The sequence below is a fragment of the Candidatus Omnitrophota bacterium genome (genome assembly GCA_023819145.1).
Lineage (GTDB): Bacteria > Omnitrophota > Gorgyraeia > DTHP01 > DTHP01 > JBFWKV01.
In genome coordinates, this window is sequence record JAMWCW010000007.1 from 45,563 (window position 1) to 65,105 (window position 19,543).

Annotated in this window: 16 protein-coding genes and 1 tRNA gene; 1 reads left to right on the forward strand and 16 read right to left on the reverse strand. The window is 36.8% G+C overall.

From position 1 onward, the window contains the following. Window positions 1–64: 64 nt before the first annotated feature. Window positions 65–1,267 carry a bifunctional 3,4-dihydroxy-2-butanone-4-phosphate synthase/GTP cyclohydrolase II gene (locus NC818_04835; GenBank protein MCM8784079.1) on the reverse strand — a complete coding sequence of 401 codons (1,203 nt, stop codon included), beginning with the start codon at window positions 1,265–1,267 and terminating at the stop codon, window positions 65–67. A 475-nt stretch (window positions 1,268–1,742) separates the two neighbouring features. Here NC818_04835 and NC818_04840 point away from each other — a divergent pair, with 475 nt between their 5' ends. After that, the gene (locus NC818_04840; protein ID MCM8784080.1) at window positions 1,743–2,942 is read left to right on the forward strand and encodes a sensor domain-containing diguanylate cyclase; all 1,200 of its coding nucleotides are present in this window, start codon (window positions 1,743–1,745) and stop codon (window positions 2,940–2,942) included. Between the two features lie 13 nt (window positions 2,943–2,955). Here the strand turns inward: NC818_04840 and smc are convergent, their stop codons facing one another. The 15 genes from smc to NC818_04915 all read right to left on the reverse strand — a co-directional run bounded on the left by smc (window position 2,956) and on the right by NC818_04915 (window position 19,513). Further along, entirely contained in the window at window positions 2,956–6,540 is a 3,585-nt protein-coding gene (gene smc, locus NC818_04845) for a chromosome segregation protein SMC (GenBank protein MCM8784081.1), read from the reverse strand. Next, entirely contained in the window at window positions 6,540–7,010 is a 471-nt protein-coding gene (nrdR, locus tag NC818_04850) for a transcriptional regulator NrdR (protein ID MCM8784082.1), read from the reverse strand. The genes smc and nrdR overlap by 1 nt, the downstream gene beginning before the upstream one ends. A gap of 23 nt (window positions 7,011–7,033) precedes the next feature. Then, window positions 7,034–7,513: a cytidine/deoxycytidylate deaminase family protein gene (locus NC818_04855; protein ID MCM8784083.1), complete on the reverse strand. Its 480-nt coding sequence runs from the start codon at window positions 7,511–7,513 to the stop codon at window positions 7,034–7,036. Next, complete coding sequence (locus tag NC818_04860; protein MCM8784084.1) at window positions 7,510–8,757, reverse strand: serine hydroxymethyltransferase; 1,248 nt, start codon at window positions 8,755–8,757, stop codon at window positions 7,510–7,512. The genes NC818_04855 and NC818_04860 overlap by 4 nt, the downstream gene beginning before the upstream one ends. Beyond that, a complete protein-coding gene (rpiB, locus tag NC818_04865) occupies window positions 8,754–9,212 on the reverse strand; it encodes a ribose 5-phosphate isomerase B (protein ID MCM8784085.1) in 459 nt (152 codons plus the stop codon). The genes NC818_04860 and rpiB overlap by 4 nt, the downstream gene beginning before the upstream one ends. Before the next feature lie 49 nt (window positions 9,213–9,261). Further along, window positions 9,262–9,681 (reverse strand): low molecular weight protein arginine phosphatase, encoded by a 420-nt coding sequence (locus NC818_04870; protein MCM8784086.1) that lies wholly within the window; start codon window positions 9,679–9,681, stop codon window positions 9,262–9,264. Window positions 9,682–9,728: 47 nt separating this feature from the next. Then, a complete protein-coding gene (gene purE, locus NC818_04875; GenBank protein MCM8784087.1) occupies window positions 9,729–10,265 on the reverse strand; it encodes a 5-(carboxyamino)imidazole ribonucleotide mutase in 537 nt (178 codons plus the stop codon). Window positions 10,266–10,337: 72 nt separating this feature from the next. Continuing rightward, window positions 10,338–11,696: a phosphoribosylamine--glycine ligase gene (gene purD / locus NC818_04880; protein MCM8784088.1), complete on the reverse strand. Its 1,359-nt coding sequence runs from the start codon at window positions 11,694–11,696 to the stop codon at window positions 10,338–10,340. 79 nt (window positions 11,697–11,775) lie between these two features. Continuing rightward, a complete protein-coding gene (purM, locus tag NC818_04885; protein ID MCM8784089.1) occupies window positions 11,776–12,786 on the reverse strand; it encodes a phosphoribosylformylglycinamidine cyclo-ligase in 1,011 nt (336 codons plus the stop codon). Further along, on the reverse strand, window positions 12,779–14,191 hold the full coding sequence (purF, locus tag NC818_04890; GenBank protein ID MCM8784090.1) for an amidophosphoribosyltransferase: 1,413 nt from the start codon (window positions 14,189–14,191) through the stop codon (window positions 12,779–12,781). Before purF ends, purM begins: the two co-directional genes overlap by 8 nt. A gap of 135 nt (window positions 14,192–14,326) precedes the next feature. Next, a complete protein-coding gene (gene purL, locus NC818_04895) occupies window positions 14,327–16,540 on the reverse strand; it encodes a phosphoribosylformylglycinamidine synthase subunit PurL (protein ID MCM8784091.1) in 2,214 nt (737 codons plus the stop codon). Window positions 16,541–16,601: 61 nt separating this feature from the next. Then, window positions 16,602–17,894 (reverse strand): adenylosuccinate lyase, encoded by a 1,293-nt coding sequence (purB, locus tag NC818_04900; GenBank protein MCM8784092.1) that lies wholly within the window; start codon window positions 17,892–17,894, stop codon window positions 16,602–16,604. Further along, window positions 17,894–18,838 carry a PA2778 family cysteine peptidase gene (locus tag NC818_04905; protein MCM8784093.1) on the reverse strand — a complete coding sequence of 315 codons (945 nt, stop codon included), beginning with the start codon at window positions 18,836–18,838 and terminating at the stop codon, window positions 17,894–17,896. Before NC818_04905 ends, purB begins: the two co-directional genes overlap by 1 nt. A gap of 31 nt (window positions 18,839–18,869) precedes the next feature. Beyond that, window positions 18,870–19,286, reverse strand: coding sequence for a PA2779 family protein (locus tag NC818_04910; GenBank protein MCM8784094.1), 417 nt, complete (start codon window positions 19,284–19,286; stop codon window positions 18,870–18,872). A gap of 150 nt (window positions 19,287–19,436) precedes the next feature. Next, window positions 19,437–19,513 (reverse strand) — tRNA-Met (locus tag NC818_04915). Between the last annotated feature and the right edge of the window lie 30 nt (window positions 19,514–19,543).

Here is a 19,543-nt window from a genome sequence, read left to right on the forward strand (position 1 = left end):
GAAAACCGAATGTCTTGAATTGGTTAACTGTCTTAAACAAACTTTTTAATCTGATTATTCATATTTAAATAGACAATTGATGCCCTAATTTTTCTTTTTTTGCCTTCAAATATCTCTTGTTGAAAGGAGAGGGAGAAATTTCAATGGGAACACGTTCGACAATTTTGAGACCATAACCCTCCAGACCTACAATTTTACGTGGGTTATTGGTAAGTAACCGAATTTCCCTAACTCCCAAATCAAAAAGAATCTGAGCACCAATTCCGTATTCTCTTAAATCGGCATCAAAACCAAGAGCAAGGTTTGCTTCCACTGTATCTAAACCTTTATCTTGCAAAGCATAGGCTCTAATCTTATTTTCTAAACCAATCCCTCTCCCTTCCTGGAGAAGATAAAGAATTACCCCTCTTCCTTCGCGGGCAATCATCTCCATTGATTTATTCAACTGTTCACCACAATCACATCTTTTTGAACCAAAGATATCGCCAGTTAAACACTGAGAATGAACCCTTACGAGAACAGGCTGGATGTTTTTCTCTAAATCCCCTCTTACTAAAGCAATATGTAGGGCTTTATCAATCGATGACTCATAGAGAACAAGTCTAAATTCACCATAATCTGTAGGAATAACCGTTTCGCTCACTCTATGAACAGATTTATCGGAACGTCTCCGGTAAGCAATAAGTTCAGCTATGGTTCCAATCCTGAGGTTGTGCCTTTGTGCAAACTCAAAGAGTTCCCTTGTCCTTGCCATCGTTCCATCCTCATTCATAATTTCGCAAATAACTCCTGCAGGATAAAGACCCGCTAATCTCATCAAATCTACACACGCTTCCGTATGCCCTGCCCTAACTAAAACTCCTCCTTCTTTTGCCCGTAAAGGAAATACATGACCAGGCTTAACTAAATCTTTCGCAGCTGTCTGAGGATCAATCAAAACTTTAATAGTATGGGCGCGGTCGTGAGCAGAAATCCCTGTTGTAATATTATTTCTAGCATCAACAGAAATAACCCAGGCAGTCTTATACGTATCCTGTGGTTCTTCAGCCATGGGATATAATCCCAACTCATCTAAGCGCTCGCCTTCCATGGGCACACAGATTAAACCCCTCCCATATTTGGCCATAAAATTGATGTGTTCCGCTGTAATAAAAGAAGCAGCAACAATAAGGTCTCCTTCATTCTCACGGTCCTTATCATCGAGCATAATCACCATCTTTCCCTGTTTCAAATCTTCAATAATCTCTTCTATAGTATTGAATTTCATAAACCCCTTAATCCTCCAAAATAAAATGTCCCGAAGTTATCCTCGGGACAATATTTTATAACCGAATTAATCTACGGTAAAGAGAAAACAACGATTATAAAATCTTCTCCCCTCTAGACTATATGCCGAATACAATGGTTCTCTTCAATCCGGCATCCTGACTTTAGTCAGGACAATCGGCACTGGAATTTCACCAGTTCTGTCCCGGTGAATCGGGATTCGCGGGCTTTACCCCTTTAGAAAACTATCCTTCTCCTAAATCAAAACTCTCAACTCCCTTAAACACTTCCTTTCTTTTCTAAAAGGGAAAACCGCCGGTCAGGATTTACACCTCCTGCCATAGAAGACTATGGCAGGTCTGCCATAGCAGATGTCCCGAAGATTTATCTAAATTTTATCAAAAACAGGTTTGTTTGTCAAGCCTTGACAGAAATAAAAATTTTTGCTATATTTATATAACTTTATTTGTCCCCTTATGGAAAAAGAGATTCAAGAAAATATTGAGCTGTTTAAGAAAGAGCTGGATAAAGCAAAAACGGAACTATCTATCCTCTATGAGATAGGCAACGCTATGCATTCCACACTCAACCTTGATGAAATTCTCTATATAATACTTACTGCAGCAACTGCCCATACTGGACTCGGTTTTAACCGCGCAATGCTTTTTATGGTCAATGAAAAAGAAAATTTGCTTGAAGGACGTATGGGCATAGGACCGCAGTCAGGTGAAGAGGCATATCACATTTGGAAAAAGATTGAAACAGAAAAAATGGACCTTAATGATTTCATTGAAGCATATAAAGAGTTTTCTGTCCAGAAGGATTCTCCTTTGAACAATCTCGTAAAAACCATAAAAATTCCTTTAAGAGAAGATGGAGGAATCCTTGCTGTGACAGTAATAAAAGGCTCTCCTTCCCTTATAAATACTCCTGAAGCGAGGGCAAAAATAAACGATGTTGCACTCTCCTTGTTAAAAGTTGACCAATTTGTGGTGGTGCCGCTTAAGGCAAAAGATAAGGCAATAGGGGTAATTCTGGCAGACAATTTTATAACGCGAAAACCCATTAACCAGGATGATTTGCGTCTTCTAAGTATGTTTGCTAACCAGGCAGGTTTAGCAATTGAAAACTCACGTTTATATGAACAGACTCTCATCCTCTCTAATACCGACTATCTTACACATCTCTGGAATCATGGTTATTTTCAGCAGTTGATGAATGAAGAAATAAAGAAATCTTCTGCAAACAAAACATCAATAAGTCTTATTATGCTCGATATAGATGATTTCAAAAACTACAATGATACACTTGGTCATCAAGCGGGAGACAAAGTCCTTCAAGAAATAGGAGATATAATCCGGCAAAATGTACGTAGAAATGACTGGGCATGTAGATACGGAGGTGAGGAATTTGCTATAATTTTACCCCAAATAAGTAAAGAAGATACACTCAAATTTGCGGAGAGATTGAGGAATCAAATTGAATTACATAAATTCCCTCATGAAGAAGTACAACCGAAACAGAAAATCACCGTAAGTATAGGTATAGCTACCTTTCCTGCAGATGCTTCTAACAAAGATGAATTGATTTACAAAGCAGATATGGCTATGCTCGAGGCTAAGAAAAAAGGGAGGAATCGTACTTGTCTATATTTTCCTCAGTCAATGTCTCAGTAATAATAAACTTAATTTAATTTTTCCTTGCCTCGACTTTAGTATTTTCAGAAACATCAGAAAATTTTACAGAAACAAGTTTAGAAACCCCTGATTCTTCCATCGTCACTCCATACATAACGTCAGCAACCGCTATTGTTTTTTTATTGTGCGTAATAACAATAAATTGTGACGTTTTAGAAAATTCCTTCATCAACATACGGAAACGGTCAATATTAGACTCATCCAGGGGCGCATCTACTTCATCAAGGATACAAAAAGGACTGGGTTTTACTTTAAAAATAGCAAAAAGCAAGGCTACAGCAGTCAAGGCCTTCTCTCCTCCAGAAAGGAGATTTATATTCTGCAACTTTTTACCTGGTGGCTGAGCAATAATTTCTATCCCTGACTCTAAAACATTCTCAGGTTCCAAAAGGAACAACTGAGAATTTCCTCCACCGAAAAGAAGACGGAAAATCTCTTTGAAGTTTACCCCTATCTTCTGAAACGTATCAATAAACATTTCCTTCGCCGTATGATTAATACGATTAATTGCCTCGTGCAAGGATTCCTTAGCTTTCAGCAAATCTGACTGTTGGTTAAGAAGAAAACTGTGTCTTTCCTGAAGTTGTCCAAACTCTTCGATGGCAATAAGATTAACTGGGCCAAGTGATAAAAGCTTATCTTGTAATGAACTTATTTCTTCTTTCAAAATATGTTCATCAAAATCTTCCGCTGTAAAATCTACCTTTGCTGTCTCTAAATTAATTTTATAATTACTTTCTATTTTCTGGAGAATATCTCTCTTATCAAAATCTATACCTTGCATTTTTATCTCCAACTCATGAATTCCATTTTTTATCTTATCCAAGCTCTTCTGCATTGTTCCCAAGCTATCTTCTTCTTCTTCTATCTCATTCTTAAAATAATTTTTCTTTGCATTTAAATCATCTAATTTCTTTACACTATTTTCAATCTCTTTATTAAAAACACCTTTCTCCTTCTCAAGAGAGGAAATCTCTTCATTCAAGAGTTTAATTTTTTCAAGATTAATATTTCTTTCCTCTAATCTTGTTAAAAACATTCTCTCTGTTTCAGCAACAGAGTTTTCCAAGGAATAAATCCTCTCGTTAAGAAGCGTTGCCTTCTCACTGTACGAATTTAAACTCGATTCAAGCTCTGTAATCTCCAATAAAGTCTTTTCCCTTAAAGCATTTCTATCTTCAAGATTACGCGTCGTTTCTTCTAAGAGCCGTTGTATTTCTGACTCTCTCAACTCTAAATCCTTTAGTCTATTTTCACTCTCCTTTATCTTGCCATCGCGCGAATTGACCTCCTCACGCGATTCTTCAATTTCTAAATCTACAATTCCTAATTCGTCCTTTACTCTTCCTAAATCTTTTCCTATCCTTTCAACCTCTTGGTTTAGATTGCTCAACTCAATCTCAATTAAGTGTTTCTCCTCTTCTTTGTTGACCAACTCCTCTTTGGTCTGATTCAACGTTAGGGATAAACTTTCTTTATCCTGGGAAAGTTTATCCTTTTCTTTACCCAAACTAACTAATTCCAATTTTAAATCCTCAATCTTTCTACGACGCCCAATGATAGAGGTATCCTCGTCTATAGAAACATAAGCGGTTTTGATAAAATTGTCTCTCATAACATCCCCTTGGCAAGTAACTAAGCATAAAGATAAATCTCCTCTTTCTCTCTTAAGCCCAATTCCTTCCTCCAAATTATTCACTAAAACGGTATTTGAAAACAAATAAGAGAGTACAATTTCATAAGGAACGAGGCGGACAAAGTTAATTAAATAACTAAACTTGCCTTCGATATTTAATGAAGAAACAACATTTTTTTCTATGTCCTCAAGAACAAGAAAGTTCACTCCACCTAAGTTGTGTTCTCTTATATAATCTAAACAGAGTGACAAACTTCTGTAGTCTTTAATTAAGATTGCCTGAGCATTCTCACCCAGAACGGCTTCCACCGCTTTCTCATAACCCTTATCCACTTCAAGCATTTCTGCCAAAGGTCCAATTATCGCTGCTTCTCCTAATGCACCATTTTTATATGCTAAAATCAAGGATTTTACTCCCGGAGAATACCCTTCATAATGTGCTTCCATCTCTTTCATCAAATCGATGCGTGAAGCGAGTGTATTATATTCCACCTCTTTCTTCTGAAGTTCTCCAGTTAAATCATCCAGGTCCTTATTTAATTTCCCTATCCGATTATCTAATTCCTCTATATCTTTAACTTTATTATATAGAACTAATTTCTTATCCTCTAAAATTTGGCAACGTTGGGTATATAAACTATCAAGTTTACCTTTCTCTTCATCAGCCTTAGCTTTTTCTAATTCCAAACGGCGGAGGCGTGCTTGAAAAGACGAAATCTCTGTCTTTAGCTTCGTCAGCTCATTTCTTACTCTTGCCATTCCCTGATTAACATCCATAAGTTGAAGTCGGTAATTACTAATCAAAGATTCTCCTTCTTTTATCTGTTGATTTAGTGAATTCAATAAATCCTGTTTGTTTTTGAGCAGATTTTTCTTTTCCTCTTCATCCTTACAAAAATCATCAAATTGAACTTTCAGTTCTGTGAGCATTCTCCTCTCGTTGTCTCTTTTTTCCTCTAATCTCTTATTTTCCTCGACAAGGACGATATTTCTTTCCTCTAACTCTTTAATGCGTTCACTATCAAGCATAATCTTTGATTGGTTCTTTTCTAACGAAGCTTCAAGGTAAGCCTTTCTGCTCTCCTCTGAAGAAATCTCTTTTTCTAAAGATTCGAGCTTTTCTCGTCTTTCTTTCAACCGCTCTTCTCCGGAAGATAAATCTCTTAAGATTTTTTCTTCTTCTTTTTGTAAAGCTTCTTTTTCTTTAAGCAGTGCTTCCTTCTTACCCTCCAATTGAAGCATAAGGGATTTACTATATTTTAATTCTTTGTCTTTTAATATATTAAAAATCTCCTGATACCGTTCCGCTTTTCTTGCCTGACGTTCAAGTGAAGAAAGTTGCCTGCTTACTTCACTGATTATATCGTTAACCCTTATTAAATTATTTTCTGTATCTTCCAATTTTCTCAAAGCCTCTTTTTTTTGAGATTTAAATTTGGTGATTCCTGCTGCTTCCTCAAATATGAAACGTCGATCCTCCCCTCGTGAACTCAAAACCAAGTCAATCTTACCCTGTTCAAGCAGAGAATAGGAACTTGTTCCTATACCTGTACCAAAGAATAATTCCTGGATATCTTTAAGACGAACGGGAACTTTATTGAGTAAATATTCTGATTCTCCGGAACGAAAAAGCCGCCGAGTAACGGTAATCTCTGCATATTCTATAGGGAAAATTTTATCCTCATTGGAAAGGGTTAAAGAAACCTCGGCAAAATTAACTGGCTCCTTGATGCTAGTCCCATTAAAGATAACATCTTCCATCCTGGAACCACGTAATTCCCGAGGATTCTGTTCTCCTAAGACCCACTTTATTGCATCCGAAATATTGCTTTTTCCACAACCATTAGGACCAACAATGGCGGTAATCCCCGGTTCGAATTTCAATACTGTCTTTTCAGCAAACGACTTAAAACCATATAATTCTATGGATTTGAAATACATTATATTTTCCTTTTTTCTTTGCTTAGAAGTCCTTTCAACTCCAGCATAAATTGCCCAACATCTTTAAACTCACGATAAACCGAAGCAAAACGGACATAGGCTACCTGGTCTAGAGAGCGCAAATGCTTCATTACCAATTCTCCGATTGTTCGCGAACTGACTTCATTGTTATCCGAACTTCTTTGTAAAGCCATTTCTATTCTATCCAACATATCCTCTATTCTCGCGGTTTCTATAGGTCTTTTCTCTACCGCTTTCATTATTCCAGAAAGAAGTTTGCTCCTATCAAAATGTTCTCTTCTTCCATCTTTTTTAACCACCATAAGAGGCATTTCTTCTAATTTCTCATAAGTAGTAAACCTTCTTTTACATTTTAGACACTCCCTTCTCCTGCGGATAGCTAAACCTTCTTGCGATATTCGAGAGTCGATTACTTTGGTTTCGCTATATTTACAATAGGGACAATTCATTATTATATTTCTAAATTCAGATTCTAAATATCAAAAGGTAAATTAGATTCTCTTATTCTTCTTATCTTAATCTTTGACTCTTCGAACATTTCTTTAGCCGTCGAATCAGGGTAACCATCCAAAACAACAATTTCTTTTATTCCCGCATTAATCAACATCTTTGCACAAATAATACAGGGTTGATTTGTGCAATATAAAGTTGCATCCTTAAGACTTATTCCGTAGAGTGCCGCCTGGAGTAAGGCATTTTGCTCCGCATGCAGACCGCGACAGAGTTCATGACGTTCGCCTGAAGAAATTTTCAGTTTCTCCCGCAAACATCCTATAACGTCGCAATGTTTAATCCCTTTGGGAGTCCCATTGTAACCCGTTGACAAAATATGTCGCTCTTTGACAATCACTGCCCCTACTTGCCTACGCAAACATGTTGAACGACTGGCTACAAGCTTAGCTATTTCTATAAAATAATTATCCCAAGAAGGACGTTTAATTTCTTTCTTCATCGCGATAAATATAAAGGAAATCTTTTAAGTAGATTCCTTACTTTATCTTTAACCTCTTTAATAGCCATCTTATTGTCAGGTGATTTTAATACTTCATCTATAAAAGAGGCTATTTCTTTCATATGCTCTTCTTTCATCCCTCGAGTGGTCACAGCAGGAGTTCCCAAACGAATACCGCTGGTTATGGGGGGACTTAAATTATCAAAAGGAATAAGATTTTTATTCACAGTAATATTTGCCATATCTAAAACTTCTGCAGCTTCTTTACCGGTAACTCCTCTACTCTTAATAAGGTCTACCAAAAAAAGATGCGTATCTGTCCCTCCAGAAACGATGCGAAATCCTTTACTTTTTAACTCTGAAGCAAGAACCTGAGCATTCTTAACTACTTGCTGTTGATATTTTTTAAAATCGTGATTTAAGGCTTCTTTAAAAGTAACTGCCTTCGCAGCAATTATATGTAATAAAGGCCCTCCTTGAATTCCAGGGAAAATCAAAGCATCAATTTTTTTAGCAAATTCTTTTTTGCAGAGAACCATTCCTCCTCTTGCACCACGCAAAGTCTTGTGAGTAGTAGTAGAGACTACTTCGGCATAATCAACTGGGTTGGGATGCAGTCCTGCGGCGACTAAACCGGCAAAGTGTGCCATATCTACAAAAAGATAAGCTCCTACCTTATCGCATATTTCTCTCAGTTTCTTAAAATCAATGATGCGAGAATAGGCACTTGCCCCTGCAAGTATCATCTTTGGTCGATGTCTCTTTGCTAATATCTCTACTTGGTCGTAATCTATTAACTCAGTACTCCTATTCACTCCATAGGTAACAATGTTGTAAAAAATACCTGAGAAATTGTGGGGATGGCCATGGGAAAGGTGTCCTCCGCACGCCAGGTCCATAGCAAGAACGGTATCCCCCGGTTTAAGCAAAGCAAAATAAACTGCCATATTTGCTTGCGTCCCCGAGTGTGGCTGTACATTTACATGCTCCGCTTTAAATATCTTCTTAGCCCTCTCCACTGCCAAACGTTCTACCTCATCTACATATTGACAACCTCCATACCAACGCCTTCCCGGATATCCTTCTGCATACTTGTTAGTAAGTACGGATCCCTGCGCTTCCAAAACTGCATAAGAAACAAAATTTTCTGAGGCAATAAGTTCTAAATTTTCGTTCTCTCTTTTAATCTCTTTCCTAAGAAAATAAAATATCTCAGGGTCAACTTCCTTTAATCTCTTCACTATTTACCCCCTTTGCTAATTTCTTTTTCAATCTTCTCAATCTTTTTTAACCTCCGCAGATGCCTCCCCTTTTGAAACCCAGTTTTTAACCAAATCTCTAAAAACTTTCTTGCCATTTCCTTATTTATAAAACGTGCTCCAAAAATAATTATATTTGCATCATTGTGTTCTCTGCTCAATTTAGCGCATTTAAGATTATAACACAAAGCAGCTCTTACTCCGGGGAAGCGATTGGCAACAATGCTCTGGCCAATGCCAGTAGCACAAATCAAAATTCCTCTCTCAAATTTATGCTCTGATACTGCCTTTGCTACTTTGTATCCAAAATCAGGGTAATCACAACTTTCTTCTTTAAAGGTACCAAAATCTTTTATTCTGTATCCATTTTCTAATAAAAAATCCCTTAATGCTTCTTTCAATTTAAATCCTGCATGGTCTGAACCAAGAGCAATATTCATTTTATTTTAGATCTTATTAAGTAAAATTACATGATTACAATACAAGATATTATTTATCCAACTTGAATTTCTTAATTAAACCTTCTAAACTCTCCTTAAAAATAAACAAAACCTCTTCATAGACTTCAGGAGGTCTCCCGATAGGGTCGGGAATTTCCAGACTACTATTTTTGGGTATGTTTTCCATAAAACTTTTAAGAAGATAGGTTTTTTTCTCCGCCTCAGGATAAAGATTCAGAATAATGTTATGATGCGCTTCTTCCATAACCAGAACCAAATCTGCTTCTTCTATCATCTCTTTGGTCAAACGTGTGGCACGGTGAGCAGATATATCAATACCTTCCTTTAACATAACCTTTTGCGCCTCCGTACTTGCACCCATTCCTTCCAAAGCAGAGGTTCCTGCAGATTTTATCACAAAATTTTTTGCTTTATCTTTAAGCATATTTTTTAGTAGCTCTGCTGCCATTACCGATCTACAGCTGTTACCTGTACATACAAAGAGAATATTTTTAATCATTTTTTTATCTCGGTATAGAAACTATAATTCCTTCTAACCTCACTATCCTTCTCTTTTACTTTTCTCTGCATCTGTTTTTTGTATTTTATAATAAGATGGTCTAATTTTCTATCTTCCAAACTCAGAATCTTAATAGCTAGAAGACTGGCATTCTTGGCTCCTGTTTTACCCAAAGCCATGGTAGCCACAGGAACACCTGCAGGCATCTGAACAATAGATAAAAGAGAGTCCAAACCCTTTAGAGAATCTGTCTCAATAGGAACTCCTATCACCGGTAATTCGGTATGAGAAGCGATTACACCCGGAAGATGGGCTGCTCCTCCTGCAGCAGCTATAATTACCTTTACACCTCTATCTTTAGCATGCTTGGCAAATTCCACCGCTTCATCAGGGGTGCGATGTGCAGAAATAATACGCACCTCGTAAGGAATTTTAAAATCTTTAAGGATACTAAATCCTTCTTCTAATACATGAAGGTCAGAATCGCTACCCATTACCACGCTCACTAAAGCTTGTATCTTTTTATTTCTCATATCCTCCCCCTAATTATAATCTATTTGATTTTTACCGTCAAAAAGCTCAACGTATCTACCTCTAATACAAAACTAAGCGACTTCGTTAATTCTTGTAGCACAATTTTTATGGTGGGATTTTTTATTTTCTAAAGCTTTTTTTCCTATATCTTTACGATAATGCATACCTTCAAAATGAATCTTCTCTACTGCTCTATAAGTACGCCTAATGGCTTCTTCTATTCCCTCCCCCAAACCCACTACTCCCAAAACCCTCCCTCCATTAGTCATGTATTTCATATCTAGTTTCTTATCCTTTTCTTCGGAAATCTGAACCTTTGTCCCCGCGTGAAAGATAACTATATCTTCTAACTTTTCCGCCTCTTCCAAACCATAAATAACCTTATCTTTCTCGTAATCACCGGGATAACCTTTTGAAGCACATACCACACAGACGCATGACTTTTTATTCCAGTTCAAAGAACCAAATTTCTTAAACTTAGCAAGCTTACCTTCGGAGGTAGCTAACATCAACTCCAATAAATCTGAATTTAGTCGGGGTAAAACTGCTTGGGTCTCAGGATCACCAAAACGCACATTGAATTCTAAAACTTTAGGTCCTTGTTGGGTAACCATAATTCCTGCATACAAAACACCTTTATAGATTATACCCTCTTGCACTAAACCATCAATTGTCCGCGTAATGATATCTTTCTCAATAACTTCAAACAACTCTCTCGTAACTACTGGAGCGGGAGAATAAGCACCCATCCCACCGGTATTTGGTCCTTCGTCATTATCAAATACACGCTTGTGGTCCTGACTGGATGGAAAAGCAACGAATTCACGCGAGTCAGTAACGACCACTATTGAAGCTTCTTCTCCTTTAAGAAAATCCTCAACTATAATTCTTTCTCCCGCCTTACCAAAGATTTTATTTACCATAACTAAATCAATAGCATTAAATGCCTCCTCTTCCGTCTTAACAACAAATACCCCTTTACCCTGTGCAAGTCCATCGGCCTTAATTACCCAAGGTCCATTTTTTGTTTCTATATAATGCTTTGCATCATCAGGATTATCGAATATCTTAAAGTCAGCAGTGGGAACACTATATTTGTGCATCAGTTCTTTAGCAAAAATCTTGCTTGATTCTAAACTTGCTGCTAATTTTCCCGGCCCAAAAATCTTAAAGCCGTTTTTCATAAATTCATCAGAAATTCCTTGCGCTAAAGATGCTTCTGGACCGACGATTGTAAAGTCTATTCGTTCTTTGCGTACAAGCTCTAATAAACCATCTGTATCTTCTGTTTTTATATCAATACACTCTGCATGTTTAAGGATTCCACCATTACCCGGGGCACAAAATATCTTATCCACTAGTTTAGATTGACTAATTTTCCAAACTAAAGCATGCTCTCTCCCACCAGAGCCGATAACTAATATTTTCATCCCTATATACAATAATTCTAAATATCAAAAACTAAATTTTATAAATTTCTTAAATATAATCCTGCATCCTGAACTTGCACTAATCTATTATTACTTCTCTATCCCCCTTAATTACTTCTCCAATCACCAAAGATTTTATTCCCCAATTTTCTAATTTCTTAATTACCAATAACTCTCTGTTTCTTTCTGTAACCAAAACCATTCCAATACCCATGTTAAAAGTGCGATACATCTCTTTTTCTTCAATGTTTCCCTTTTCTTGAATTACCTTAAAGATCTTAGGTATCTGCCAAGAGTTTTTTCTGATTAAAATGGATTTGCCTTCGGGAATAATACGAGGAATTTTCTCATAAAAAGCACCGCCAGTAATATGGGCACTACCTTTTATGAATAACCAGTAGTCGCTAGCAAGTATTGACAAAATTTGCTTAACATAGATACGCGTAGGTTTTAGCAATTCATTTGCTAATTTTCTTTGTTCAGGTAAACTAAAAACCTTGCGTACTAAAGAAAAACCATTGGAGTGAAGGCCTGAAGAAGCTAAACCAATTACTCTATCACCAACCTCTATGTTTCTCCCATCGATAATCCTATCTCTTTCCACTACACCCACGCAAAATCCTGCTAAGTCATATTCTCCTTCTTTATACATCCCGGGCATCTCTGCTGTTTCTCCCGCAACTAAAGCACAACCTGCCTCCTTGCAACCTTTTGCTATCCCCTTAATAATCTGTACATATTTATCTTCTTCTAATCTCGAACACCCCAGATAATCTAAGAAAAACAAAGGTCTGGCCCCAAAAGTTAAAATATCATTAACATTCATAGCAACGAGGTCTATGCCTACTGTATCATGTTTATCTACCAAAAACGCAAGCTTCAATTTTGTCCCTACCCCATCAGTTGAAGAAACCAAAATGGGTTTTTTATAGCTCTTTAGAACCTCTACCGAAAAAAGACCACTAAAACTGCCAATATCAGCAATCACTTCTTTTGTATGGGTTTTCTTGATAAAAGGCTTAACTGCTTTAAGTAAGACATTAGCCTTGTCAATATCTACCCCTGCCTTTTTATATGTAAGTTTATTCATGAACACCGCATCCTTTCTCTAAGATATATTTATTAATTCTTTTCCCAAATTTTACCGGATAATCTCCTGTAAAGCAAGCAACACAATAACTTCCTTTGGGATATGCCTCAACGCAAGAAAGCATTCCTTTTAAGCTTAAATATCCTAATGAATCAACCTGTAAAAATTTCTCTATTTCTTCAATCTTTAATCTTGCCCCAATCAACTCCTTCTTTGTTGGAAAGTCTATTCCGTAAAAACAAGGAAAACAATGAGGAGGACAACTGATACGCAAATGAACCTCTTTTGCTCCAGCCTCTCTCAAATTCCTCACTCTTATCTTAGAAGTAGTTCCCCTCACAATGGAATCATCGACTATTACAATGCGTTTTCCTTTTAAAACATCTCTTAAGAGATTGAATTTTACTCTCACATTAAAGTCGCGAATAGATTGTCTAGGTTGAATAAAACTCCTTCCAATATAGTGATTACGGATAATTCCATATTCCATAGGAATCCCCGATTCCTGACTGAAACCCAAGGCAGAAGAAGTGCCTGAGTCTGGAACAGGAATGACCAAATCTGCCGATACTGGATGTTCTTGTGCTAAATTTCTTCCCAGACGCTTCCTTACGATATGAACTGTCTCTCCAAAAATTTTTGAATCGGGTCGGGCAAAATAGATATGTTCAAATATGCAAAACGAAGGGGAAATTTTCTTGAATGGCTTAAAACTTCTCAACCCATTTTTATCTACTACAACTATTTCACCCGGTTCTATTTCTCTTATCTCCTTAGCTCCTACCAAATCAAAAGCACATGTCTCAGAAGCAAATATATAAGCATCTTTTAACTTTCCTAACCAAAGAGGCCTGAAACCATGGGAATCTCTTACCGCAAAAAGAGCTTCGTGGGTAAGCAAAAGAAAGCAGTACGCTCCTTCTAAAAATTTAACAGATTTTAATAACCGCTCTAAGTGATTCCCTTTCTTTTCCCTTGACATCAGATGAATCAAGATTTCCGAATCAGAACTTGTTTGAAAAATAGAACCTCCTTTTTCTAAACTATGATGTAAACTTAAGGCATTCACCAAATTACCATTATGGGCAATTGCAATCACACCTTGGGAATAATTAACCAAAATCGGCTGGACATTCTTTAGAAGGCTTGCCCCTGTAGTAGAATAACGCGTGTGTCCAATGGCTCTATCTCCGGTAAGACTTTTGATAATCTCTTCCGTAAAAACATCCGCTACTAATCCCATTCCTTTATATTGAAAGATTTCTTTGCCATTGGAACTGACTATACCACAGGATTCCTCTCCTCGATGTTGTAAAGCGTAAAGGCCAAGATAGGTTAAATAACCTGCCTCTTTATGCCCAAAAACACCAAAAAGACCACAATTTTCCTTTAACTCTCCACTCACAAACACTCTCTTAAATTTACCATTTCTATTTATTAATTTTATTAATTCTTAACATCGGATTTTTCACCATTTTACCATCTTCGTAAATAGGAAATATTTTATACTAAGCACATCTCGTAAACACCCTTTAAAAAATTATTCTTTCAAATAATTCTCTATCGCTTTACTCCAAACTTCATAAAGCTCAATAAGAGATACATCAATTAATCCTTCTATAATCAATCTATCTCCTCCCACTTCGCCAATTAAACCAAAAGGAACTTTATTCTTTTTAGCAATCTGTTCTATTTTCTTAACATTTTTTGGCTCAGCACTTAAGATAATACGTGATTGACTCTCACCAAATAAAAGAGCGTCTGTTCTTATACGCTGAGTAGAAAGCTTAACTTTGGCTCCCATTTTTTTAAGCGGATTACCCAAACAACTTTCTGCAATGGCCACCGTTAGTCCTCCTTCTGAACAATCATGGGCAGATTTAATCAATTTTTTCTCTATTGCTTCTAATACAGTTTTCTGTAAACTTTTTTCCAATTTTAAATCAATCTCTGGACACTTTCCCTGTTTTAATCCATAGATAGTTTTTAAATATTCACTTCCTCCTATTTCTTCTTTGGTTTTACCCAAAAGCAAAACTATATCTCCTGCTTGTTTAAAATAATGTGTGATTATTTTTTTCTTATCTCTAATTAATCCCACCATTCCTATAATAGGTGTAGGGTCAACTGAACCTTTGGGATTCTCGTTATTAAAACTGACATTCCCACTAACCACGGGTATACTTAAGGCACGGCAAGCAGCGGATATGCCTAATACTGCCTGCTTAAACTGCCAGAAGACTTCTGGGTTTTTAGGGTTGCCAAAGTTAATACCATCGGTAATAGCTAAAGGTTTTGCTCCACAGCAAACCAAATTCCGGGCTGCTTCGGCTACAGCAATCTTTCCACCTCTAAAAGGATCCAAATAACAGTATGTGGAATTGCAATCTGTAGTAGCCGCGATGGCTTTGTTAGTTCCCGGAACAGCCGCTACTCCGGCATCGGAACCAGGTGCCACTAAAATATCCTTACCCACCGCGGGATCACAATGTTTAAAAATCCAAACCTTGCTGGCAAGAGTAGGATTGCTCATTAGCTTAAACAAAACCTGGTTATAATCAGCTGGTTTTTTGATAGTAGATATTTTAAATCTTTTCACCTCATCTAAATATCTTGGCCTCTGCACATTTCGATAGTATATGGGTGCTTCTACCAAAGCAGCAGCAGGAATTTCTGCTACTACTCTGCCCTTTTCTTTAACCCGCACTATCCCATCATCGTTAACCTTACCAATGACAGCCATGGGCACATTCCATTTTGTGAAAATTTTCTTTACCTCTTCCAATTTTTCTTTTTCAATAATAACCAACATTCTCTCTTGAGATTCGGAGAGCATTATCTCATAAGCATTCATTCCCTCTTCTTTATGAGGAATCAAATCAATATTAATTTCCATTCCCGTTTTTCCCTTATAAGAGGTTTCACATGTAGAACAGGTAAGCCCCGCTGCACCCATATCCTGCATACCTATAACTAACCCTTTATTTATCAGTTCAAGACAGGCTTCTCTCAAGATACGCCCCATACGCGGATCACCAATGGCTACCGCAGAACTTCTTTTGGTCGATTCTTCATCTAATCCTGCAGAAGCAAACGCAGCACCTTCCACGCCATCCCTACCAGTGGCTCCCCCCACAATAAGGACTAAATTATCTCTACCGATAGCCCTTGCCTTTACAATATTTTTCTTCTTTACTATGCCGACAGTCATCGCATTCACGAGGGGATTGCCTTCAAAAGATTCATCAAAATATACCTCGCCTCCCATAACCGGAATTTCTGCAATATTGGCATACTCAGTAAACCCCCTAATGATATTCTTAAAAAGGAATTTAACCCGTTCATTCTCTAACTTTCCCAAACGTAAAGAATCGAGAAGCCCAATAGGTCGAGCTCCCATAGTGAAGATATCACGAATACACCCTCCTCCGCCTGTAGCAGAAGCAGCATAGGGTTCTACTGCCGAAGGGTGGTTATGGGATTCAATTTTAAAAACCACGCCCAAACCACTTCCAATATCTACAATGCCTGCATTCTCTCCTGGACCCTGAATAACATTTTTGCCTTTAGTAGGAAAAAGTTTTAGCACCGGTTTAGAATTTTTATAAGAACAATGTTCGCTCCACATTGCCGAAAACATTCCCAACTCTACAAAATTTGGTTCGCGTCCTAAACGCTTTTTAATCATTTCATATTCTTCAATCGTCAAGCCCTGTTTTTCGATTGTTTCTGTGGTAATCATACGTTCATCCATTTGTATATCAACCTCCTTCTTTCTTGATTAAAAATTTTATCTATATTTTTTATCTATATTTCTATAATCCTAATCTCTGAAATATCTTATCAACATTGCGTAAATAATAACTCGCATCAAAGAGCACTCGGATTTCTTTCTCTTCTAAATGCTTGCGGATTTCCTTGTCTCTTACTAAAAGTTCCTGAAAATCTCGTTTATCTCTCCAGCAGATAAGTGCAACTTTCTGTACTAAATCATAAGCCTTATCACGGGGAAGACCTCTTTCCATTAAAGCCAACAGAACTCTTTGAGAGAAAATAAGCCCCCCAGTTTTCCTTAAATTATTACGCATATTGTTGGGATAAACAACGAGTTTATCTATGATATAAGACATTAGATTAAGCATATAATCCAGAACGGTAGTAGCATCGGGTAAAATTACTCTCTCCACTGAAGAATGACTTATATCTCTCTCATGCCAGAGACTAACATCTTCCATGCCTGCTTGAGCATAGGAGCGAAGAAGTCTTGACAGTCCACAGATACGTTCACATAAAACAGGATTTCTTTTATGAGGCATTGCGGAAGAACCTTTCTGTCCTTCCATAAAGGGCTCTTCTACTTCCAAAACTTCCGTACGCTGAAGATGTCTTATTTCTAAAGCGATTCTTTCAAGAGAACTTCCGATTATAGCAAGGGTAGAGAGATATACTGCGTGTCTATCACGTGGTACTACCTGGGTTGAGATCGGTTCGGGTTGAATCCCAAGTTTTTCGCATATCATTTCTTCCATTTCCGGTTCTATATGGGAGAAATTACCGACTGCACCTGAAATTTTACCAAATCTAATCTCTTCTTTAGCCTGTTTTAATCTCTCTAAATTCCTTAAACTTTCAGCATAAAAAGTAGCAATTTTAAAACCCAAGGTAATGGGTTCCGCATGTATCCCATGAGTCCTTCCGACCATGATTGTATTGCGATAAAGTCTTGCTTTCTTTTTCAAAAGAGAAACAAGATTTTCCAAATCGCCAATAAGAATATCTGATGCTTCCACAAGAAGCATGGCTAAAGCAGTATCTAAAACATCGGAAGAAGTTAAACCCATATGGATATACTTTGCTAATTTCCCCAAATTTTCGCTAAGGTTATTGACAAAAGAAACTACATCGTGCTGAGTTTTCTTCTCTATTTCTCTTATTCTCTCGATATTAAATTTTGCTTTCTTTTCAATAATTTCCATGTCCTTTTTAGGAATCTTCCCTCTCTTTACCCAAGCACGACAAACTGCCAATTCTATCGCAAGCATTTTTTGAAACCGATTTTCATCCGACCAGAGCTTCTGCATCTTGGGAAGGGTATAACGTTCAATCATTATTCGACCTCCTTTTTAATTTGTTCTAAGGTATCGGCGTAATTTTTTTCTTCCGGATTTAGTTCTGTCGCCCTCACCGCCAATTCCTTAGCCTCTTTTAAATTTTTTTTTATGTACCAGTAAAGATAGGCAAGATTATTATATGCATCCGCAAAATTTTTATCTATCTCAATCGCTTTCTGATAGGATTCTTCTGATTTTTGAAAATCGCTTAACTTAAAATAAATATTTCCTAAATTAAAATAAGCAATCTTTGCCTGAGATAGAGAAGGTATCGCCTTCTGATAAAATTCTAATGCTTTTTCTAATTGTCCTTTTGCTTCAAAAAGATAACCTAAATAAACATACTCTTCAGGAGAAACCTCCCACGTCACCTTCTCGGGGGGACATATAGTTATCGTTCCAAAATCTGCCTTTCTCCATTTATTAACAAACGTCTTATAACTTAACCAAACACCTGATTTTTTACCGGTATGAGCAAGAATCTTTTTCTCCGCATCGTCAAACCCAAAAATAACCAAATAATGATATCCTCCCTTAATTGACAACTCCCTCGTTAAAACAATAAGAGGAATATTTTCTTTTACTCTTTCCTTTAAATAAGCAAAACTACTCTGAGAATAATTGGACCAGAGACTAAATTGCCGTGGATAAAAAGCTATTTCGAAATCAAGAGAACCTCCGAATCCAGGGGCATAGAGTTCTTTAATAAGTTTAGGATAATCAAATTGGATTTTCCAGTAATCTAAAATAGATGCCACTGCTGAAGGACCACAGGTGTTTCCTCTCTGTTTATAAAAAGGAACGGCGGGGATTATATGTTTCTCGATTATAGAAAAATCTTCTTGAAGTTGAAGACGGCTTGTTTTACATCCACAATTTAAGAAGAGAATAAAAATAGATAAATAAAAAAATATCTTTATAGTTACAAAATTATTTCCCACTTAAAATATAAATTCTTATTAACTATATGTATTAATACCTGCGTGGGACAGCATCACGCGGTTCAATTTTTACAGTATAATTGGTTACATAAAGAACGATGATAATCAAAAGAAGAATAATAAGAATAACAATAAATACTCCGGAATCGCCTCCCACTTTAATTTTGTCACAACGTAAAGCCAAATCCCTCAATCTATCCGTTTCCAGTTGTTCTATCTTATTTATAAGCGCATCTCTATCCATTCCAAATCTATTTAAGTATCCCATAACTTTTTCATCTTTAAGAAATGAATTTATTTTTTCCAGATATAAACCCCTCTCACCCTCAGTAACTACCTTGGAATTTACCAATCCCGCATATCCCAAATTGGGCTTTATCCCCAAAAATATAGCCCAAGCGAGGAAAAATAAAAAAATAAACTTCCTCTTATAAATAAATCTTAACATCACTTCACCTCCTTCTTAAAATAAATTGATTTTATTTAAAAACGAACTGATTGTTAATTAGTATAAAAAAAAAAGAAGAAAATGTCAATTTAAATCGCAGGCAGAATAATGTAAGAGTAAATATTAGAAATACTTAAGCGGAAGTAAATTTGGTTGCGGGGCCCAGATTTGAACTGGGGACCTCAAGGTTATGAGCCTTGCGAGCTTCCGGACTGCTCCACCCCGCGTTTTATATTATATCTACCCGCAAAGCTCCT